At 71.8% G+C, this 16,208-nt stretch carries 16 protein-coding genes; 6 read left to right on the top strand and 10 right to left on the bottom strand.

Annotated features, from left to right (window positions below; translation table 11 throughout):
• Nucleotides 1–187: 187 nt before the first annotated feature.
• Both ACF1AL_RS27795 and ACF1AL_RS27790 read right to left on the bottom strand, forming a co-directional pair.
• Nucleotides 188–1,381 carry a serine hydrolase domain-containing protein gene (locus ACF1AL_RS27795; protein WP_386420855.1) on the bottom strand — a complete coding sequence of 398 codons (1,194 nt, stop codon included), beginning with the start codon at nt 1,379–1,381 and terminating at the stop codon, nt 188–190.
• Nucleotides 1,382–1,607: 226 nt separating this feature from the next.
• Nucleotides 1,608–2,636: a zinc-binding dehydrogenase gene (locus tag ACF1AL_RS27790; RefSeq protein ID WP_391827923.1), complete on the bottom strand. Its 1,029-nt coding sequence runs from the start codon at nt 2,634–2,636 to the stop codon at nt 1,608–1,610.
• Between the two features lie 305 nt (nt 2,637–2,941).
• Here ACF1AL_RS27790 and ACF1AL_RS27785 point away from each other — a divergent pair, with 305 nt between their 5' ends.
• Nucleotides 2,942–3,850, top strand: a complete 909-nt coding sequence (locus tag ACF1AL_RS27785) for a helix-turn-helix transcriptional regulator (RefSeq protein WP_391827921.1) — start codon at nt 2,942–2,944, stop codon at nt 3,848–3,850.
• Between the two features lie 69 nt (nt 3,851–3,919).
• On the opposite strand, the gene ACF1AL_RS27780 is transcribed toward ACF1AL_RS27785, so the two are convergent.
• Complete coding sequence (locus tag ACF1AL_RS27780; protein ID WP_391827919.1) at nt 3,920–4,273, bottom strand: antibiotic biosynthesis monooxygenase family protein; 354 nt, start codon at nt 4,271–4,273, stop codon at nt 3,920–3,922.
• A gap of 212 nt (nt 4,274–4,485) precedes the next feature.
• Here ACF1AL_RS27780 and ACF1AL_RS27775 point away from each other — a divergent pair, with 212 nt between their 5' ends.
• Together ACF1AL_RS27775 and ACF1AL_RS27770 are read left to right on the top strand one after the other, a co-directional pair.
• Nucleotides 4,486–5,004 carry a hypothetical protein gene (locus ACF1AL_RS27775; RefSeq protein ID WP_391827917.1) on the top strand — a complete coding sequence of 173 codons (519 nt, stop codon included), beginning with the start codon at nt 4,486–4,488 and terminating at the stop codon, nt 5,002–5,004.
• Between the two features lie 218 nt (nt 5,005–5,222).
• Nucleotides 5,223–5,879, top strand: a complete 657-nt coding sequence (locus tag ACF1AL_RS27770; RefSeq protein WP_391827915.1) for a DUF6585 family protein — start codon at nt 5,223–5,225, stop codon at nt 5,877–5,879.
• 72 nt (nt 5,880–5,951) lie between these two features.
• Here ACF1AL_RS27770 and ACF1AL_RS27765 read toward each other — a convergent pair whose 3' ends face one another.
• The 5 genes from ACF1AL_RS27765 to ACF1AL_RS27745 all read right to left on the bottom strand — a co-directional run bounded on the left by ACF1AL_RS27765 (nt 5,952) and on the right by ACF1AL_RS27745 (nt 9,988).
• On the bottom strand, nt 5,952–7,136 hold the full coding sequence (locus ACF1AL_RS27765; RefSeq protein ID WP_391827943.1) for a cytochrome P450: 1,185 nt from the start codon (nt 7,134–7,136) through the stop codon (nt 5,952–5,954).
• Nucleotides 7,137–7,322: 186 nt separating this feature from the next.
• Nucleotides 7,323–7,805 (bottom strand): hypothetical protein, encoded by a 483-nt coding sequence (locus ACF1AL_RS27760; RefSeq protein ID WP_391827913.1) that lies wholly within the window; start codon nt 7,803–7,805, stop codon nt 7,323–7,325.
• Between the two features lie 243 nt (nt 7,806–8,048).
• Nucleotides 8,049–8,465: a glycosyl hydrolase gene (locus ACF1AL_RS27755; RefSeq protein WP_384212090.1), complete on the bottom strand. Its 417-nt coding sequence runs from the start codon at nt 8,463–8,465 to the stop codon at nt 8,049–8,051.
• Between the two features lie 69 nt (nt 8,466–8,534).
• Complete coding sequence (locus ACF1AL_RS27750) at nt 8,535–9,116, bottom strand: DUF3291 domain-containing protein (RefSeq protein ID WP_391820085.1); 582 nt, start codon at nt 9,114–9,116, stop codon at nt 8,535–8,537.
• A gap of 296 nt (nt 9,117–9,412) precedes the next feature.
• Nucleotides 9,413–9,988, bottom strand: coding sequence for a transcriptional regulator (locus tag ACF1AL_RS27745; protein ID WP_391827911.1), 576 nt, complete (start codon nt 9,986–9,988; stop codon nt 9,413–9,415).
• Between the two features lie 266 nt (nt 9,989–10,254).
• Between ACF1AL_RS27745 and ACF1AL_RS27740 the strand changes: the two genes are divergently transcribed.
• Entirely contained in the window at nt 10,255–11,367 is a 1,113-nt protein-coding gene (locus ACF1AL_RS27740) for an ABC transporter substrate-binding protein (protein WP_391827909.1), read from the top strand.
• Between the two features lie 79 nt (nt 11,368–11,446).
• Here ACF1AL_RS27740 and ACF1AL_RS27735 read toward each other — a convergent pair whose 3' ends face one another.
• Nucleotides 11,447–12,283 carry a LysR family transcriptional regulator gene (locus ACF1AL_RS27735; protein ID WP_391657639.1) on the bottom strand — a complete coding sequence of 279 codons (837 nt, stop codon included), beginning with the start codon at nt 12,281–12,283 and terminating at the stop codon, nt 11,447–11,449.
• Nucleotides 12,284–12,351: 68 nt separating this feature from the next.
• On the opposite strand from ACF1AL_RS27735, the gene ACF1AL_RS27730 reads away from it, so the two are divergent.
• Nucleotides 12,352–13,248 carry an NAD(P)H-binding protein gene (locus ACF1AL_RS27730; RefSeq protein WP_391827907.1) on the top strand — a complete coding sequence of 299 codons (897 nt, stop codon included), beginning with the start codon at nt 12,352–12,354 and terminating at the stop codon, nt 13,246–13,248.
• Between the two features lie 63 nt (nt 13,249–13,311).
• Here the strand turns inward: ACF1AL_RS27730 and ACF1AL_RS27725 are convergent, their stop codons facing one another.
• A complete protein-coding gene (locus tag ACF1AL_RS27725) occupies nt 13,312–14,193 on the bottom strand; it encodes a hypothetical protein (RefSeq protein ID WP_391827905.1) in 882 nt (293 codons plus the stop codon).
• Between the two features lie 379 nt (nt 14,194–14,572).
• On the opposite strand from ACF1AL_RS27725, the gene abc-f reads away from it, so the two are divergent.
• Complete coding sequence (gene abc-f / locus ACF1AL_RS27720) at nt 14,573–16,207, top strand: ribosomal protection-like ABC-F family protein (protein WP_391827903.1); 1,635 nt, start codon at nt 14,573–14,575, stop codon at nt 16,205–16,207.
• Nucleotide 16,208: the final 1 nt, after the last annotated feature.

Raw genomic sequence — 16,208 nt, 5'->3', positions numbered from 1 at the left:
CGACATCACCGTCACCGCCGCCGCCGGCGTCTCCGCCACCCTCGACGCCGGCACCAGCCACGGCCGTATCGCCAACACCCTCAAGAACGACGGCGCTTCCACCCTCGACATCCACGCCACCACCACCAGCGGCGACATCACCGCCCGCAGCAATTGACCGGCGCAGCCCCCCTGGCGCGGGCGGTCGTCAGTGTCTCCCGCGCAGGAGGGCGCAGACGTAGTTCTCCTGGACGGCCCGCAGCCGCTCCAGCAGGGCGGGGGCGACGGTCCGGTTGATCTGGGTGGTGACGGAGAAGGTCAGCGAGCGCCGGCCGTCCGGCGTGGCGGCGATCAGCTGGGTGTAGCCGGGGAAGTTGCCGGTGTGCCCCAGGACTTCTCCGCATCGCGTCTCGTAACGGAAGATCGCGAGCCCGGCGCTGTTGCGTCCCGGACCGGCGGGTTCGGAGGAGCCCTGGATCCACTGGCGCTGAGCGCGCACCTCGGCCGGCCCGTACAGGGCACCGGAGGCGTAACCGCGAATGAAGCGCGTCATGTCGGCCGGCGTGGAGATGATCCCTCCGGACGCCCACACCCCGGACGCGCTGAGGACCTCGCTGACGTCCTCCGGCGGCCCGGGCGGGGTGACGTCGTAGCCGTGCAGGTACGGCTCGGGCATGCGGTAGCCCTGCGGCAGGCTCGTGCTGCGCAGCCCGAGCGGCCGGTAGACCAGCTCGCGCAGCAGTTGCTCGTACCGGGTGCCGGTGGCCGCTTCCGCCATCAGCGCTACGGCGATGTTGTCGGAGTTGGAGTAGTGGTACCGGCTGCCGGGCGGGAACAGCAGGGGCTCGTCGGCCACGAAGTCCAGCAGGTGGCGCGAGTCGAAGTGGTGACGCGGATCGGCCGTGACGATGCTGAGGAACTCCGGGTCCTCGCTGTAGTCCGGCAGTCCGCTGGTGTGGTTGAGCAGCTGCCGCAGGGTCACGCTGCTCCACGCCCGCGGCAGCTGCGGCAGCCGCTCGCCCAGGGTTTCGTCGAGGCGCAGCCGGTGCCGGTGGACGAGGCTGAGGGCCACCGCCCCGCTGAACGCCTTGGCGGTGCTGGCGATGCGCATGTGGTCGTTGATCTGTGGCGGCCGGCCGGTGGCGAGGTCGGCGACGCCCGCGCGCAGCACCCGGGTGTCCCGGTCACGCTGGAGCACGGCGATGACGCCGGGCGGGCCGCCGTCGCTGTGCACCAGCTGCTCGATCTGCTGTTGCAGCGCGCGGTCGTCATAGGGATCGGCGGGCGCGGCGGTGGCGACGGTTGCCGGGCCGAGGACGGCCAGGCACGCTGCGACGACGACGGCCGCGCGGGCACGGGGACCGCACGCGGTGCGACCGCCGGCAGGAGAGGAAAGGGGCATCGGGTCTCCCAGGGGGGTGAGCGATCCAGCAGGCCCAGCCTCGCCCCGGCGCGCGACGCCAGCGCTGCGCGCTGCTGCATCCGGCCCAACACGGCGCCCGGCGGGGCGTCCTGGCCGACCCCGGAGGGACATCGGCTCCGTCGCGTGGCCGACCCCGGAGGGACATCGGCTCCGTCGCGCGGCCGGCCGGCGGGACCGCCCCCCTTCCGGTGCCCCGGTCGTCCGATCAGGGCCGGATCAGCGCCTTCAGGACCTCCCGGTCGGCCATGGCGCGGTAGGCGTCCGGTGTCTGCTCCAGGGGAAACGTCCGGTCGAAGACGCGGCCGGGGGCGATGGTGCCGTCGAGGACGTCGGGCAGGAGCTGCTCGATGTAGGCGCGGGCGGGACTGGCGCCGCCGGTCAGGGTGATGTTGCGCATGAACTCCGCCGGGCCGAGCGGCCCCTGCTCGTACTGCGGGACGCCCAGGCGGCTGATGGTGCCGCCGTCCAGGACCGCCCCGAGGGCGGTGTCGAGGGCCTGGCGGGTGCCGACGGCCTCGATCACCTTGGCCACACCACCGGTCAGCTCGCGGATGCGGGCGATGCCCTCCTCGCCGCGCGCGGCGACCACGTCGGTGGCGCCGAAGCGGCGGCCCAGGTCGGTGCGGGCCTCGTGGCGTCCGGCGAGGACGATCCGTTCGGCGCCGAGCCGCTTCGCGGCGATCACCGCGCACAGGCCGACCGCACCGTCGCCGACGACCAGCACGGTGTCGCCGCGGCCCACGCCGGCGGTGACCGCGCCGTGGTGGCCGGTGGTCATCACGTCCGACAGCGCCAGCAGTGACGGCACCAGCGCGGAGTCGGCCGCCACCGGCAGCTTCACCAAGGTGCCGTCCGCGTAGGGGACGCGGACGGCCTCGCCCTGCCCGCCGTCGACGCCGTCGAAGCCGTACCGGCCGCCGTTGCGGCAGGAGATGTGCAGTCCCTTGGCGCAGTAGTCGCAGGTGTTGTCGCAGTAGGTGAACGGGGCGACGACCAGGTCGCCCGCCGTCAGGCCGGTCACGTCGGCGCCGGTGTCCTCGACGACGCCGAGGAACTCGTGCCCCATGGGGCGGCCTGTCTCGCCGGCCGGCAGCGACCGGTACGGCCACAGGTCGCTGCCGCACACGCACGCGGCGACGGTACGCACCACGGCGTCGGCCGGCTTGACGATCTTCGGGTCGGGCCGGTCCTCGACGCGGACGTCTCCGGCTCCGTACATCACTGCTGCACGCATGACGGGTTCACTCCAAAGCGGTTTCCTGGCGTTCCCGGCACCTTGTCTCCCCCGGGCCGAGCATCTCCCTCCACCCGGGTCGGGCATCTCGCTCGACCTGGGTCGGGCATCTCGCTCCAGCCGGGCCGGGCATCTCGCTCGGCCTGGGTCGGCCTCCTCGGACCCGTGGTCGACCGGGGTACCGGTGTCCTGCCCTTCCACCTTCGCCCCCCTCGCGGCCGTGCGGCAGGGCGGGCCCTTCAGGGGTAATGACAGGGCCCCTCTCACCTCCGTGGGGCGCGGGCGCGCGGGGTGAGACTGGGGTCATGGCATCCGAGAGCGTGAACAGCGAGGGCGCCGAGCTGGGCCGCTATCTGCGCGCCCGCCGCACCCAGACCAGCCCCGAGCACGTCGGCCTCACCGTCGGCACCGGCATCCGGCGCACACCCGGGCTGCGCCGCGAGGAGCTGGCCACCCTCGCCGGCATCAGCATCGACTACTACGTCCGCCTGGAGCGCGGCAAGGAGACCCGCCCGAGCCCCGCGGTCCTCGACTCCCTCGCCCGTGCCCTGCGCATGGACGACCAGGAGCACCAGCACCTGCGCGAGCTCGCCGCACGCGCCGCACGCTACGTCCCGGAACCGCCGCCCGCGCCCGGCCGCACCGTGCGTCCCCACCTCCGGCTGCTGCTCGAGTCACTGCGCCCGAATCCGGCGTACGTGATCAGCCGCAGCATGGACGTGCTGGCCTGGAACCCCGGCGGTCTCGCCCTGTACGCGGGCCTGGACGACTGGCCGCTCAAGCAGCGCAACCTGGCGCGCTACCTCTTCCTGCATCCGGCGGCCCGCGATCTCTTCCCCGACTGGGAACGGCAGATCACCGGGTGTGTGGCCCGTCTGCGCGCCGTCGCGGGCACCGCCCCGGACGCTCCCGACCTCACCGGACTCGTCGGTGAGCTGCTCCTGAAGAGCCCCGACTTCGCGGGCCTGTGGGAACGCTACGAGGTGACCGGACGCAAGCCCGCCCGCAAGACGTTCCGCCATCCCCGGGTCGGCACGCTCACCCTCACCTCGCAGCCCCTGCACGTGGAAGGAACCCCCGGCCAGCGACTCGGCGTCTACACGGCCGAGCCCGGCACACCGGACCACGACGCGCTGCTCCTGCTCGACATGACCACGTCGAGGCCGGCGGAACGCGCGGCGTCCCCGTCGGAAGCGACGGGCCGGCAGCCGTAGCCGACGTTTCGTCGCCGTGCGCGTCGCGTGGGTCGTCCGAGCGGGCCCTGGTCCCTGCGCGCGTGGGCCCTACTCGCGCGTGAACCCGTGGCTCCGCTCGACCTTCGCCACGTGCAGTGTGTAGCTCTGGTACCACTGGGCCCGCCCGCGCTGCTGCGCCGCGCGGTGCTCGGCGTTGCTCCGCCACTGCGCCAGGGCGTCGGCGTCGCGGAAGTACCCGACGGTGATGCCCAGACCACCGGGCGTCTGCGCATGGTCCATCCCCAAGTACCCGGGGACCTCCTTGACCAGCTCTTCCATCCGGGCGTTGGTCTCGCCGTACCCGCTCTGGTCCTCGGACCGCACGGTCGTGAAGACGGCGACGTAGTAGGGAGGGTCGAAGGCCTCGACGGGTGCGATGGGCGCTTCCGAATGATCGCTCATGGCGCCACCGTACGGCGGCCCGCGCTCACCGATCCAGCGTCTTTCGCACCCGGACGCGGAAGACCTCGACCGCGTGCGCCGGGCCGGTGCCGGTGCCGTCGGGGGCCGTCACCGAACAGCCTGGTATGCGGCCGGCGAGGAGGCGACCCGGCGACCGCTGCCGGAGCGGCGAGGTCTATGGTGCGCAGAGCCCCGACCAAGGAGATCACCGCGTGTCCGATCTGGACTTCTACGCCCACGTCGCCACTCACGGCGACGTCCTCGGAGTCGGCATCGGATCCGCACCCGGCGCATGGGAGGCGACCGTCGGGCGCGACTATCTCGACGACCCCGGCAAGAAGCAGCTGCGCCGCGACTACGGGCTCGTGGAGCTGTCGTTCTCCGAGGTCGATGGGCTCATGTCCTGCTTCGGGCTCACTGTGCAGGTCCACCGGTTGATCCACGGCCCCTGTGTGCCGTCGTCGCTCGTGGACACGTACGGGGAATTCCGCCCCCGTGTCCGCTTCGAGGAGTTGCGGTCGGTGATCCGGTCCTCGGGCTGCGAGGTCGTTCCCGACGATCTTTCCGGGGACGTCCACCGGTTTCGCGTGGCCGAGTCCGGTGCCCGCATCTTCGTCATCGACGACCCCGACCCCTACGGCGACGGCGAACACGACGTCGACGACCCGGAGCTCCATCAAGCCGGTGACGTCTGGGCGTTGAGCGTGTCTCCGTCCTGGTGGGGACGGTAGCCAGGACCCGGTCGGCCGGGGCGGAGGCGACTGTCGGAGGCCCCGGCGCGTACGGGCGTCGGCCGTGCCCGCACAATGGTCGCCGCAATTCCGCATCACCACGGCAAGGAGCACGGCTCATGACAGGATCGACCGCCCAGCAGGGGCCCGGGCAGACAGCGCCCCCTCATGCGGTGCTTCCCGGGACCGAAGGGCTCGGGCAGTGGCGGGAGACGTTTGTGCCGAAGAGGTTCGGCAGCGTGCGGCTGGCCGTTCTCCTGCTCATGGCGACCGTCTCCCTGATCCTGCCGCCCCTGGGTGCCTACTTCTTCTGGCTCGCCTTCCGGACACCCAACCTCTCCCGCAAGCAGGCCGCCCACCGGCTGCACGTCTTCGAGCACGGCGTCGCCGAGGTCGGACGCGACGGTGAGGTCTCCGTCTTCCGCTGGGACTCGACGACGGTGCTCCAGGAGATCACCGAGCGCTACGCGAACGGGGTCTATGTCGGGACCACCTATGTGTACACGCTCCACCGCGGCGACGGTACGACGCTCAAGGTGACCGAGTTCTACGCCCAGCCCGAGCGTTGGGGACCCCTGCTCCAGCAGGAGATCACCCGTGCGCAGCTGCCCGCCCTGCTCGCCGGGCTGGAACAGGGCGGGACGCTGGCCTACGGGGAGCTGTCGGTGAACCTGGGCGGGGTGGCCACCGCCAAGGGCAGCCTGACCTGGCCGGAGATCGAGCAGGTCGAGCTCTCGCAGGGGGTGCTGGTGCTGCGCAAGGCCGGCAAGAAGCTGCCGTGGGCGAGAGTGCCGGTCAAGAAGATCCCGAATCTCTTCCTCTTCCTCGCCCTGGTCGAGCGGCTGCGGTACGGCGGCCGGCACCACGGCGTCTGACCGTCCGGCCGCACACGGCCACTGACCCGCCGCCGACTCGGCAGTACCCACCCGGTCGACGGCTGGGGCCCGTCAGCGCCGGACCGGGCGCACCGGGAGGGCTTCGACACTGTTGCCGATGAAGCTGCGCTGGCGCAGCAGGTCGGCCTCGGGGACCGCCAGTTCGAGGTCCGGGAAGCGGGTGAAGAGCCGTTCGAGAGCGATCGTGGCTTCGAGGCGGGCGAGCGGTGCTCCGACGCAGTAGTGCGCGCCGTGGCCGAAGGAGAGGTGCCGGGCCGCTCCGGGCCGGGTGATGTCGAAGCGGTCGGCGTCCGGGCCGTGGAAGTCCTCGTCGCGTCCGGCGGCGGTGTAGCCGGCGAGGACCGGGGTGCCCTGCGGGATCACGCTGCCGCCGAGGGCGAGGTCGCGGGTGGGGTAGCGGAAGGGGAACCAGCTCACGGGGCCGTCCCAGCGCAGCGTCTCGTCGACCACGGCGGCCCAGGTGGCCTTGCCCTCGAGGACCAGCGTCAGCTGGTCGCGGTGGGTGCACAGTGCCCGTACGGCATTGCTGATCAGGTTGAGGGTGGTCTCGTGCCCGGCGACCAGCATCAGGCGCATGGTGCCGATGAGTTCGGCTTCACTCAGCCGGTCGCCGCCGTCCTCGCGGGCGGCGATCAGGGCGCTGGTCAGGTCGTCGCCGGGGGCGGTCCGGCGGGCGGCCGCGACGGTGCCGAGCAGCTCGACGAGTTCGCGTACGGCGGCCGTCACCTCTTGGGGAGTGGTGTCGGTGGCGACGATCACGGTGTAGGTGAGGTCGTGCAGCCGGCCGCGGTGCTCGGCGTCCACACCGAGCAGCTCGCAGATGACGCTCAGGGGCAGCGGGAGCGCGACGTGGGTGCGCAGGTCCGCGACGCCGTCCGGGTCCTCGTCGGCGGCCCGGGCGAGGTCGTCGAGGAGGCCGGTGGTCAGCTCCTCGATGCGCGGCCGCAGCCGCTCCACCTGGCGCGCGGTGAAGGCGTTGCCGACGAGGGAGCGCAGCCGGCGGTGGTCGGCGCCGTCGGCGGTGTGCATGCCTTGCGCGTTGGCGAAGACGCGCAGGGGCCAGTCGGCGGGGATCGTCCCGTCGTTCAGGGCGGGGCAGTGGCGGGCGTCCTTGGCCACGTCGGGGTGGGAGAGGAACTCCTTGAGCGTGTCGTGCCCCAGGACGACCGCCGCGGGCACGCCACCGGGCAGGACGATGTCGGCGACGGACCCCTGGGCCCGCAGCTCGGCGTTCAGCGCGTGCGGGCAGCCGCCGGCGGGGTCGACGACGTGGCCGCCGGCGGGCGTGGCGGCGCCGGCAGACGTGGTGGCGTCGCCGACAGGGGCGGGCGTACGGGAAGACAAACCGGATCTCCTGACCGTCCAGACGAATACGGGCCAACAGTGCGGCGTCGAGGGCGGTTTGTACAGCCGGCGCTTCGGCTACTGGCCGACCGCGAGGGACCAAGAGACGGAGGACGGCGCGGTCACCGAGACCGTGGCGTCGGGATGGGTACGACTGAGCCGCACTTCGTTGTACGTACCGCTGACCTCCCCCGGCGAGCACGCGAGGGCGAAGCTCAGGTTCACCGGCAGCACCTGCACGGTGAGAGTGCCCCTCCCCTGACAGTTGACCACCACGCCCAGAGGCCGTGCGGCGACCTCTCCGAGGTCGATCCGGCGGTTCCCCTTGACCGCAGCCACTTGGGCCAGCGGCTCACCGGAGGGCAGCTTCGGCGCAGCGGTGACGGTTTCCCCCTCGATGCGCTCAGCTCTCCGGCCGGGTGGACCGGCAGTGTCAGCGACGGTCCCCGATGGCCCGCTCGGGGAAGGACGGTGGGCCTGTCCCGATCCGGTACAGCTGACCAGGGTCAGGCTGCACAGTACGGCGGCAGTGGTCACGATCACCCTGGAACGAAAGGTCACGGGCAGCTTCCCCCTACCGCGACCGCCCCCGCGGACGGTCACATCACCCGCCACTATGTGCCACACGCGGTCTCCGACGAGAGACAACGGGCCTGTTCTGAGGGCGATTTGAGGTCGGGCGGTGGCAGCGAGGGGCGGCTGGTTGCCGGACGTGCCGCGGCAGCGAGGGGCGGCCGACCGCCGGACGGGCCGTGCCAGCGAGGGGCGGCCGACCGCCGGGCGGCCGTCCCTCGCTGGTCCCGGTCAGTACCAGGCGGTGCAGGTGATCGCCGTGTTGTAGCCCGAGTCGCCGCAGGCGCGCATCAGCTTGCCGTTGCTGTCCCGCCACGCTTCGGTCCAGACGCTGCCGCCGCTGCTGATCTCCGTCCAGCCCAGCTGGGGCTCCCAGGTCCGGCCGCCGTCACTGCTGCGGTCGACCCACACGTGCATCCCCGGCGCGCCACCGACGATGCGGCCCCAGGCGCAGGTGCTGTTGCCCGAGCCGTTCGCCCGGAGCTCGATGCCCTGTCCGCTGCCGCCGAACGCGGTGCGGACGGTCCGGCCGTTGTCGTTGTTGCAGCCGTCAGCGGCACTGGCGGTCGAGGCGCCGGCCAGAGTCAGCAGACCGGACAGCAGCGCCGCCGCCGAGAGAGCGGCCCCGGTCTTCTTGAGCGTACGCATCGTTCGTTTCCTCCATGGCTAGACCGTCGTGGTAGCTGATCGAAGTCTGCGCACGTGGAGAGCCGATGCCTACCTCGGACTTCGCAGGTTGACGGCGGAGGGGCGGCCGCTCTTCGGCCCGAGGCCTTCGATCCCGGTCGGCGTTCCGTCCGGGGTGAACGAGCGGTGGAAGGTGAAGGCGTGGGGCGCGGAGCCGTGGTCCTGGACATGTTCCAGCTTGGAGACCCCGTCCTGCCAGGTGGGTATCACGCCCTCGGAGACCCACCACGCCACGTAGTTCGGGTGGTCTGTCCTCTCGAACCAGTCGTAACGCCTGTTCAGCGCCGTGCGGTGCAGACCGGTGTACACGGCGTCGAAAGCGGGGCGCAGGCCGGTCCAGAGGGAGAGGGTCGCGGCCAGGGCGGTGGTTTCCACCGTGCGGCCCTTGTCGTACCACGCCGGTACGACGAACTCTCCCCATGCTCCCCAGTCGGCCCCGAAGAGCAGTCCCTGCTGACCGTCCGCGGCTTCAGCACGCGCGAGGTAGCCGGGTTGCTGACTGATCTCTCGGTAGACAGCCTCACCGATCTCGTAGAACTCGCGCGTACGAGGTGTGGGATCGGCGAGAGGTGACTTGAGAACGCCGAAGGTGTACAGCGCGAGGTGGGGCATGCATCTCTCCCTGGTCTGGGGGTGCTTGGCGAGGACCGGGCTCGATGGCGCCCGGGAGCGAGTGGAGGAACTCTCGTGCGACCGTGTGCGATCGCTGAAGACCAGATGAAGGTAGCTGCCTCGGTGGGCCATGTCGATATTGCGTTTTTCCTGTCCAAGTGCCCTTCCCGCCAGGGTCATCGCGACGACCGGCGATGGCGATGGCGGAGACGGACGAGGCGGGAATGAGGTACCGCCTAAGGGGCCTCGGCGCGTGCTTGGCGGGGAAAAACGCCCAGTGACTGCCGTCTCTCGCGTCAGGCGGCGAAGCCGATGTTGGTGACGTACTCGTACTGGCCCCACTCGGAACCCAGGTCCACCACCGCGTCGCTGATCCAGGCGTCGTCCAGGGCCTCCGCGTCGTCGTCGGCCCACGCTTCGACGATGCGGTCCCAGCGGCGGACGTTGAGCGTGCGGTAGGAGATCACACGCTGGCGGGGCCGCGTGACCTGGGACTGGTTGAGCGGGTGGAACTCCACGCGTGTGCCACGGCCCTCGCGGTTGAGGCGCGCGAGCAGATAGCGGGCGACGTTGTGACGCCGCACCGTGCGGTAGACCGCTTCGATGCGCTCGAGGTTCTTCCTCGACGGGCTGCGCCGGCCGTCCAGCCAGGCCCTGAGGGTGCGGTCGGTGACCGTCAGACCGGCCTCGCGGGCCGCCTGGCGGGCATGCTCGGTGCGGGTCAGGTAATGCAGGCGCGCCAGCAGGCCACGACGGGCCGTGATCGGAGTGGCGACGAAGTTGGCGAGGGCATCGAGCTGGCGGGCCACGGCCTCATGACCCTTGATGCCGCGAGCGCCGTACCGGCCGAACTCGAGATTCCTCTCCGGCATCGCTCGCCTCCTCGGTCTGCGCGAAGGTGACGGCCCTTCAAGCACAAGTCTGGGTGCGTCAAGACTACCGGATCAAGCCTGCGACCAGGGGGCGACCCGTCTCCGTTTCCGAACGTCAGAGATCACCGCTCCGTGACACCCGCCCGGGCCCGACCCGGTCCTCCTCGAAGCCGGAGACAATCCACTTTGTTTTTCCAAGTAGCACGGCTAGGCTGCCGTTTCATGATCACCCTGCGATCGCACGGTCAGTCCGGAGATGCCACCACATGAACACGCCGCCATCGCCCGTGGGCACACCGGGCACCGTCTCCCCTCCCCTCCGGATCGGCGCCCTCGCACCGCTGACGCGTCCTGGTTGGGTCGAGGCCGGCCGGCATCTCCTCTCCGGGATGGAGCTGGCCGTAGAGGAGGTCAATGACGCGGGAGGGATCGACGGCAGGCCGCTGGAGCTGGTGGTGCGGGACACCGCAGCCGATCCGCAGAGGGCAGCGGCGGCCGTGGACGAGCTGGCTCAGCTGGGCGTGGCCGCCCTGACCGGCGAGTATCACAGCGTCGTCGCCCGTACGGCGGCGGCCCGCGCCGACGCGCTCGGCCTGCCGTACCTGTGCTCGTCGGCGGTACTCGACGCACTCACCGAGGAGCCGACGGACCGGGTCGCGCGCCTGTGTCCCGCGCAGTCCCACGGCTGGCGGATCTACGCGGACTTCCTCCGCCGGGCCGGCCACAGCCGTGTCGCCGTGGTCACCCAGCCGAGCGTCTACTGGGCGTCGGGCACCCGCCTGCTGCGGGAGTACCTGGCCCCGCACGGCGGCACCGTCGTCGCACTCGACATGACCGAGCTCAGCCCCTCGGCCGTCTGCGACGCACTCGTGGACCACCGTGCGACAGCGCTCCTGCTTCTGGTCGGCCATCCCGAGCCCGCCGTGCCGCTCGTCCGGTCCGTCCGCCTCGACCAGCGCCTCGCCGACCTCCTGATCGGCGCTCCGGCCGGCCAGCCGGAGTTCGCCGAATGGGCGGCGCTGCTGGGCGATGACGGAGCGGCCGTCCCCTTCCTGCGTTACCTGCCCGAACGGCTCACCTCGCTCGGCACCCGAGTCGAGACGGCCCTCCGCCGACGGCTCTCCCAACCGCCGTCCTTCGTCGCTTTCGAGGGCTACGACGCGATCACCGTCCTCGCCGATGTCCTGCGCACCCACGGCACGGACCGGGCGCGCATGGCCGAAGCCTGGCCGCGGGTCGCCGTCGAGGGCACCCGCGGGCGGATCGGGTTCTCCCGCGTGCCTGGCATCGGTGTGTGGCAATGGGCCTGGCCACCGGTCCAGGTCGTCGACCGGGACCCCGCGCGACCCGACCGGTTCCGAGTCCTCCACACCGGCTGAGGTGCCGGGTGATCCTCACGCGATCGCCCGCAAGGACACGCCAGCGCGCCGCAGCCCCTCGGTGCCAACCCACCCGTGCTCAGCGCGACGCGCCTGCCCCGGTGTCCGGATCGTCGCGCAGGATCGCGGTGGCGATGGCCAGGAAGTCGCGCAGCGGCTTCTCGCGGCGGTCCGCACACACGGCCAGGCACGTTTCCATGCCGGGGGCGTCGGTGACGGGGAGGTGGACAAGGTCGTCGCGGGAGTAGGAGCGGGCGACGCTCCGCGGGACGAGCGCGATGCCCTGCCCCGCGGCGATCAGCTCGAACTTCTCCTCCAGCGAGGACGTCCGCCGCGTCGGCGCGTCCATCATCCGCTCGCCGTCGAGGTCGGCCAGGGTGATGTCCGGGCGGTTCGCCAGCGGGTGCACCGCGGGCATGCAGGCGACCCTCGGCTCGCGGCCGATGGGGATCGTGCGCAGTCCCGTCTCGTCGAACGTCCGCCACAGGTAGCCGACTTGGGCCCGTCCGTCCCTCAGGGGCGCGTCCTGCTCCCACCAGCGCGCCGGTACGACGTCGGTCTGCACGTCGGGGTGGCGTGCGCCGAACGCGCGGATCGCGTCCGAGACGTGCAGCCCGGGAGAGAAGGCGACGACCAGCCGCTGGACGCCCCGGTCGGCGTCGTGGACGCGCCGTACCGCCGCGGTGACCGCGTCGAGGATCCCCTGCGCCTCCTCGTAGAGCTGACGGCCGGCAGCGGTCAGCTCCACAGTACGGGTGGTCCGCACCAGCAGCGCGCACCCGAGTTCCTGCTCGAACGCCTTGATCTGTCGGCTGAGCACGGGCTGGGCGATGTACAGCTTCTCGGCCGCCCGGCCGAAGTGCCGATGCTCGGCCACCGCGGCGAAGTAGCGGAGCTTGCGCAGATCCAGATCCATACCTTCACGGTATCAATCGTCGGGGAAGGTATTGGACCGCCGCGGGATGCCGCCCGGACACTCGACACATGATCGTCATCACCGCACCCACCGGACAGATCGGCTCCCGGCTGCTGCACCTCCTGCTCGACCGGGCGCCCGCGCGCGGCGAGGAACTGCGCGTCGTCGTGCGCGATCCCGCACGGCTTCCCGACGGCGTCAGGTCCCGCGTGGACGTCGTCGCCGGCTCGCACGGCGACGCCGAGGTCGTCGACCGGGCCTTCGCGGGCGCGCACGCCGTTTTCTGGCTCGCCCCGCCGGACCTGCGGGCACCGAGCCTGGAGTCGGTGTACCTCGACTTCACCCGTCCCGCCGCGAAGGCGCTCGCCGCCCACGGGGTCGGACACGTGGTCGGTGTCTCGGCGCTCGGCCGCGGCACTCCCCTCGCGGGGCGGGCCGGGCAGGTGACGGCCTCGCTCGCCATGGACGACCTCATCGCGAGCACGGGCGTGGCCTACCGCGCGCTGGCCTGCACGACCTTCATGGACAACCTGCTTGGACAGGCGGGCTCGATCCGCGACGACGGCGTGTTCACCGGCACGCTCGCCGCCGACCTCAAGGCGCCGCTCGTCGCCACCCGGGACATCGCCGAGGCGGCCGCCGGCCTGCTGCTCGACCGCTCGTGGACCGGTACGGGCGAAGCGCCGCTGCTCGGACCCGAGGATCTGTCGGCCGACGACATGGCGCGTGTCATGTCCGAGGTGCTCGGCCGCCCGGTCCGCTACGAGCGTCAGTCGCTCGAAGACGTGCGCGCAGGGCTCCTCGCGCGGGGAGCCGGCCACGAGGTCGCGCAGGCGTACGTCGACATGGTGCGCGCCAAGGAGGAGGGCCTGGACGGCGGGGTGCCCCGCACTCCCGCCAACGCGGGGCGGACCACGTTCCGGCAGTGGTGCGAGGAGGTGCTCGAACCGGCCGTCCGCGGATGAGCGCCGCACCGCCTCCGCGTCGCACGCCTGCGGGCACCGCGCCCCTCCCGAGGGGGACGCTCGCTAGCCGCCGCGTCGCATGACGTACAGGTCCCCGCCGTCGGGGTCGCCGATGAAGACGAACAGCTTCGGGTGGTCACGGGTCCCGAACACGCTCCAGGCCGCCATGGGGCAGTCGTCGACAGTGACCCTGACCTGCTGGGTCCAGGGGCCGGAACCGGGGTCGTACTCCCAGGTTCCGGTCCCGGCGCACTCGCGCGTCACCGATGTGGAGGTGTCGTCGCGGTCGAAGGTGTCGACACCGGCCGCGACGGCCTTCCCGCCGGCCAGGAGGGCGAGCGTGCCGCCCTTCCCGTCGGACCACGTCCCCGCGACGCGTTCGGCACTCAGTCGCGGCGGCTCGTATCCCCATTCCGCCACGACGCCGGCACCGGCAAGCGCGGCGGCCACGACCGCGAGCGCTCCGTACCACGCCACCCGCCCGGCCATCGCTCCACCGGAGAGCCAACGGCAGTGCGGCAGCAACAGCCTCCGGGCGACCAGGGCGGGCGCGGTGAGTCCCGCCGTCAGGCCGACCCACACGGCGAGGACTGCCGGAAGTCCGGTTTCCGCGCCCGCCGCCACGGTCGCCGGGGCGGCACCGAGGGCCGCCACCGCCGGGATCCACCACCAGGCCTCGTCCCCCGTCAGCCGCCGACCGAGCCATCGGGCCGCGACGATCAGCGGGATCACCACGCCGACCGACAGCAGGGCGGCCATGGCCGCTCCGGCCGCGGCGACGAACGGCGCGACGAGGATCAGGAGGAAGAAGCCCATGGCGTTGACGGAAGCGCCCGGGCTCTCCTGCGTCTGACCCCAGACGAAGACACCGATCGTCGCGATCACGGCTTCGACGGCCAGCACCGACATCGAAGCCGTCAGTACGGCGCCGCATCTGTCCCGCACGCGCGTCCTCCCGTGCGCCTGCGTCACCTGCGACTCCGGTATTTTTGAACGCATTCAAATCCCTCCCCGGCCCGCATCCTCCCCCATGCGGACATCACCCCCGGAACCCGGGGTGCTCACAGGGAACGGGGCGGCACGATCACCGTCCCGCAAAGGGGCACAGGGGCAAGCCTGTTAAGGTGTCAGTGCCATAGACCTTGCACAGAGGAGTCGCAGACGTGGTGGGTGACGACGACATCTCCGGGTGAGATCCGGACCCGCGGCCGCCGGACGCGCTGAAGAAGCGCGCTGCCGAAGCGGCCGGTTCGTCGTACCTCCTTTCCCCCCGTCTGCCCGGGGCGGAGCTGTCTTCGCCCCCAGCCCTGCCGAGGTCACGTCCATGTCCGACGCCACCCTTGTCTGCTCGAACCTGTCGTTCGCCTGGCCCGACGACACCCCCGTCTTCCACGACCTGTCCTTCGCCCTCACCGCCGGCAGCACCGGCCTCGTCGCTCCCAACGGCTCCGGCAAGAGCACGCTGCTCAAGCTGATCGCCGGTGAACTCAAGCCCACCGCCGGCTCGGTGTCCGTCAGCGGCACGCTCGGGTACCTGCCGCAGAGCCTGCCCCTGACCGGTGACCTCACCGTCGGGGAGGTGCTCGGCGTCGCCGACGTGATCCGCGCGCTGGACGCCGTCGAGTCCGGCGACGTCAGCGAGGAGCACTTCACCACCATCGGCGACGACTGGGACATCGAGGAGCGCACCCGCGCCCAGCTCGACCGCCTGGGCCTGGCCGGACTAGCCCTCGACCGCAGCCTGAGCACGCTCAGCGGCGGCCAGGTCGTCTCCCTCGGTCTCGCCGCGCAGCTGCTCAAGCGCCCCGACGTGCTGCTGCTCGACGAGCCGACCAACAACCTGGACCGTGACGCCCGGCACAAGCTGTACGACGCGCTGGAGGACTTCCAGGGCCTTCTTCTCCTGGTCGCCCACGACCGCGCCCTGCTCGACCGCATGGACTCCATCGCCGAGCTGGGAGCCGGCCAACTCCGCTTTTACGGCGGCAACTTCACTGCTTACGAGGAGGCGGTGCGCGCCGAGCAGGAGGTCGCCGAGAAGAACGTGCGCAACGCCGAGCAGGAGCTGAAGCGGGAGAAGCGGGAACTGCAGCAGGCCCGCGAGCGCGCCGAACGGCGCGCGAGCAACGCCGCCCGCAACCTCAAGAGCGCCGGGCTGCCCCGCATCTTCGCCGGGACCATGAAGCGCGGGGCGCAGGAGTCCGCCGGCCGTGCGGGCCAGATGCACGCGTCGCGGGTCGAGCACGCCAAGGCCCGCCTCGACGAGGCCGGACGGGCCGTGCGCGACGAACAGCGCATCGCCCTGGACCTTCCCGACACACAGGTGCCCGCCGGGCGCAACCTGTTCCTCGGTGAGGGGATGCAGGGGCGGCACGACGGCAGGGACGTGTTCGCCGAGGGCGGCGTGGACCTCTCCGTTCGCGGACCGGAGCGCATCGCGCTGACGGGGCCCAACGGTGCGGGGAAGACCACCCTGCTGCGGCTGGTCACCGGCGAACTCGCCCCGGACCGCGGGGAGATCAGGCGAAGCGACGGTCGCGTCGCGTACCTCTCGCAGCGTCTGGACCTGCTGGACCCGGACCGCACGGTCGCGGAGAACTTCGCCGCGTTCGCGCCCCGGCGCCCCGAGGCGGAGCGGATGAACCTGCTCGCGCGCTTCCTGTTCCGCGGCCCGCGGGCCCATCTGCCCGTCGGCGTGCTGTCCGGCGGGGAGCGGCTGCGCGCCACCCTCGCCTGTGTGCTGTGCGCCGAGCCTGCTCCCCACCTGCTGCTGCTCGACGAGCCGACCAACAACCTCGACCTGGTCAGCGCGGGACAGCTGGAGAGTGCGCTCAACTCCTACCAGGGCGCCTTCCTCGTCGTCAGCCACGACGACCGCTTCCTCACCGGGATCGGCGTGAACCGCTGGCTGCGGCTGGCCGACGGAACGCTCACGGAAACCGGGGCTCCCGCGGTGTGAG

The sequence above is a fragment of the Streptomyces sp. NPDC014801 genome, assembly GCF_043082085.1.
In the GTDB taxonomy this organism is placed as follows: Bacteria; Actinomycetota; Actinomycetes; order Streptomycetales; family Streptomycetaceae; genus Streptomyces.
Note: the sequence above shows the minus strand (reverse complement) of the source record. Positions and strands in the feature narration are given on the sequence as shown.

What these genes read in the sequence shown, in the direction of transcription:
- ACF1AL_RS27795 (WP_386420855.1), bottom strand. Translation starts at nt 1,381, where the DNA reads ATGCCCCTTTCCTCTCCTGCCGGCGGTCGCACCGCGTGCGGTCCCCGT.
- ACF1AL_RS27790 (WP_391827923.1), bottom strand. Translation starts at nt 2,636, where the DNA reads ATGCGTGCAGCAGTGATGTACGGAGCCGGAGACGTCCGCGTCGAGGAC.
- ACF1AL_RS27785 (WP_391827921.1), top strand. Translation starts at nt 2,942, where the DNA reads ATGGCATCCGAGAGCGTGAACAGCGAGGGCGCCGAGCTGGGCCGCTAT.
- ACF1AL_RS27780 (WP_391827919.1), bottom strand. Translation starts at nt 4,273, where the DNA reads ATGAGCGATCATTCGGAAGCGCCCATCGCACCCGTCGAGGCCTTCGAC.
- ACF1AL_RS27755 (WP_384212090.1), bottom strand. Translation starts at nt 8,465, where the DNA reads ATGCGTACGCTCAAGAAGACCGGGGCCGCTCTCTCGGCGGCGGCGCTG.
- ACF1AL_RS27750 (WP_391820085.1), bottom strand. Translation starts at nt 9,116, where the DNA reads ATGCCCCACCTCGCGCTGTACACCTTCGGCGTTCTCAAGTCACCTCTC.
- ACF1AL_RS27745 (WP_391827911.1), bottom strand. Translation starts at nt 9,988, where the DNA reads ATGCCGGAGAGGAATCTCGAGTTCGGCCGGTACGGCGCTCGCGGCATC.
- ACF1AL_RS27740 (WP_391827909.1), top strand. Translation starts at nt 10,255, where the DNA reads ATGAACACGCCGCCATCGCCCGTGGGCACACCGGGCACCGTCTCCCCT.
- ACF1AL_RS27735 (WP_391657639.1), bottom strand. Translation starts at nt 12,283, where the DNA reads ATGGATCTGGATCTGCGCAAGCTCCGCTACTTCGCCGCGGTGGCCGAG.
- ACF1AL_RS27730 (WP_391827907.1), top strand. Translation starts at nt 12,352, where the DNA reads ATGATCGTCATCACCGCACCCACCGGACAGATCGGCTCCCGGCTGCTG.
- abc-f (WP_391827903.1), top strand. Translation starts at nt 14,573, where the DNA reads ATGTCCGACGCCACCCTTGTCTGCTCGAACCTGTCGTTCGCCTGGCCC.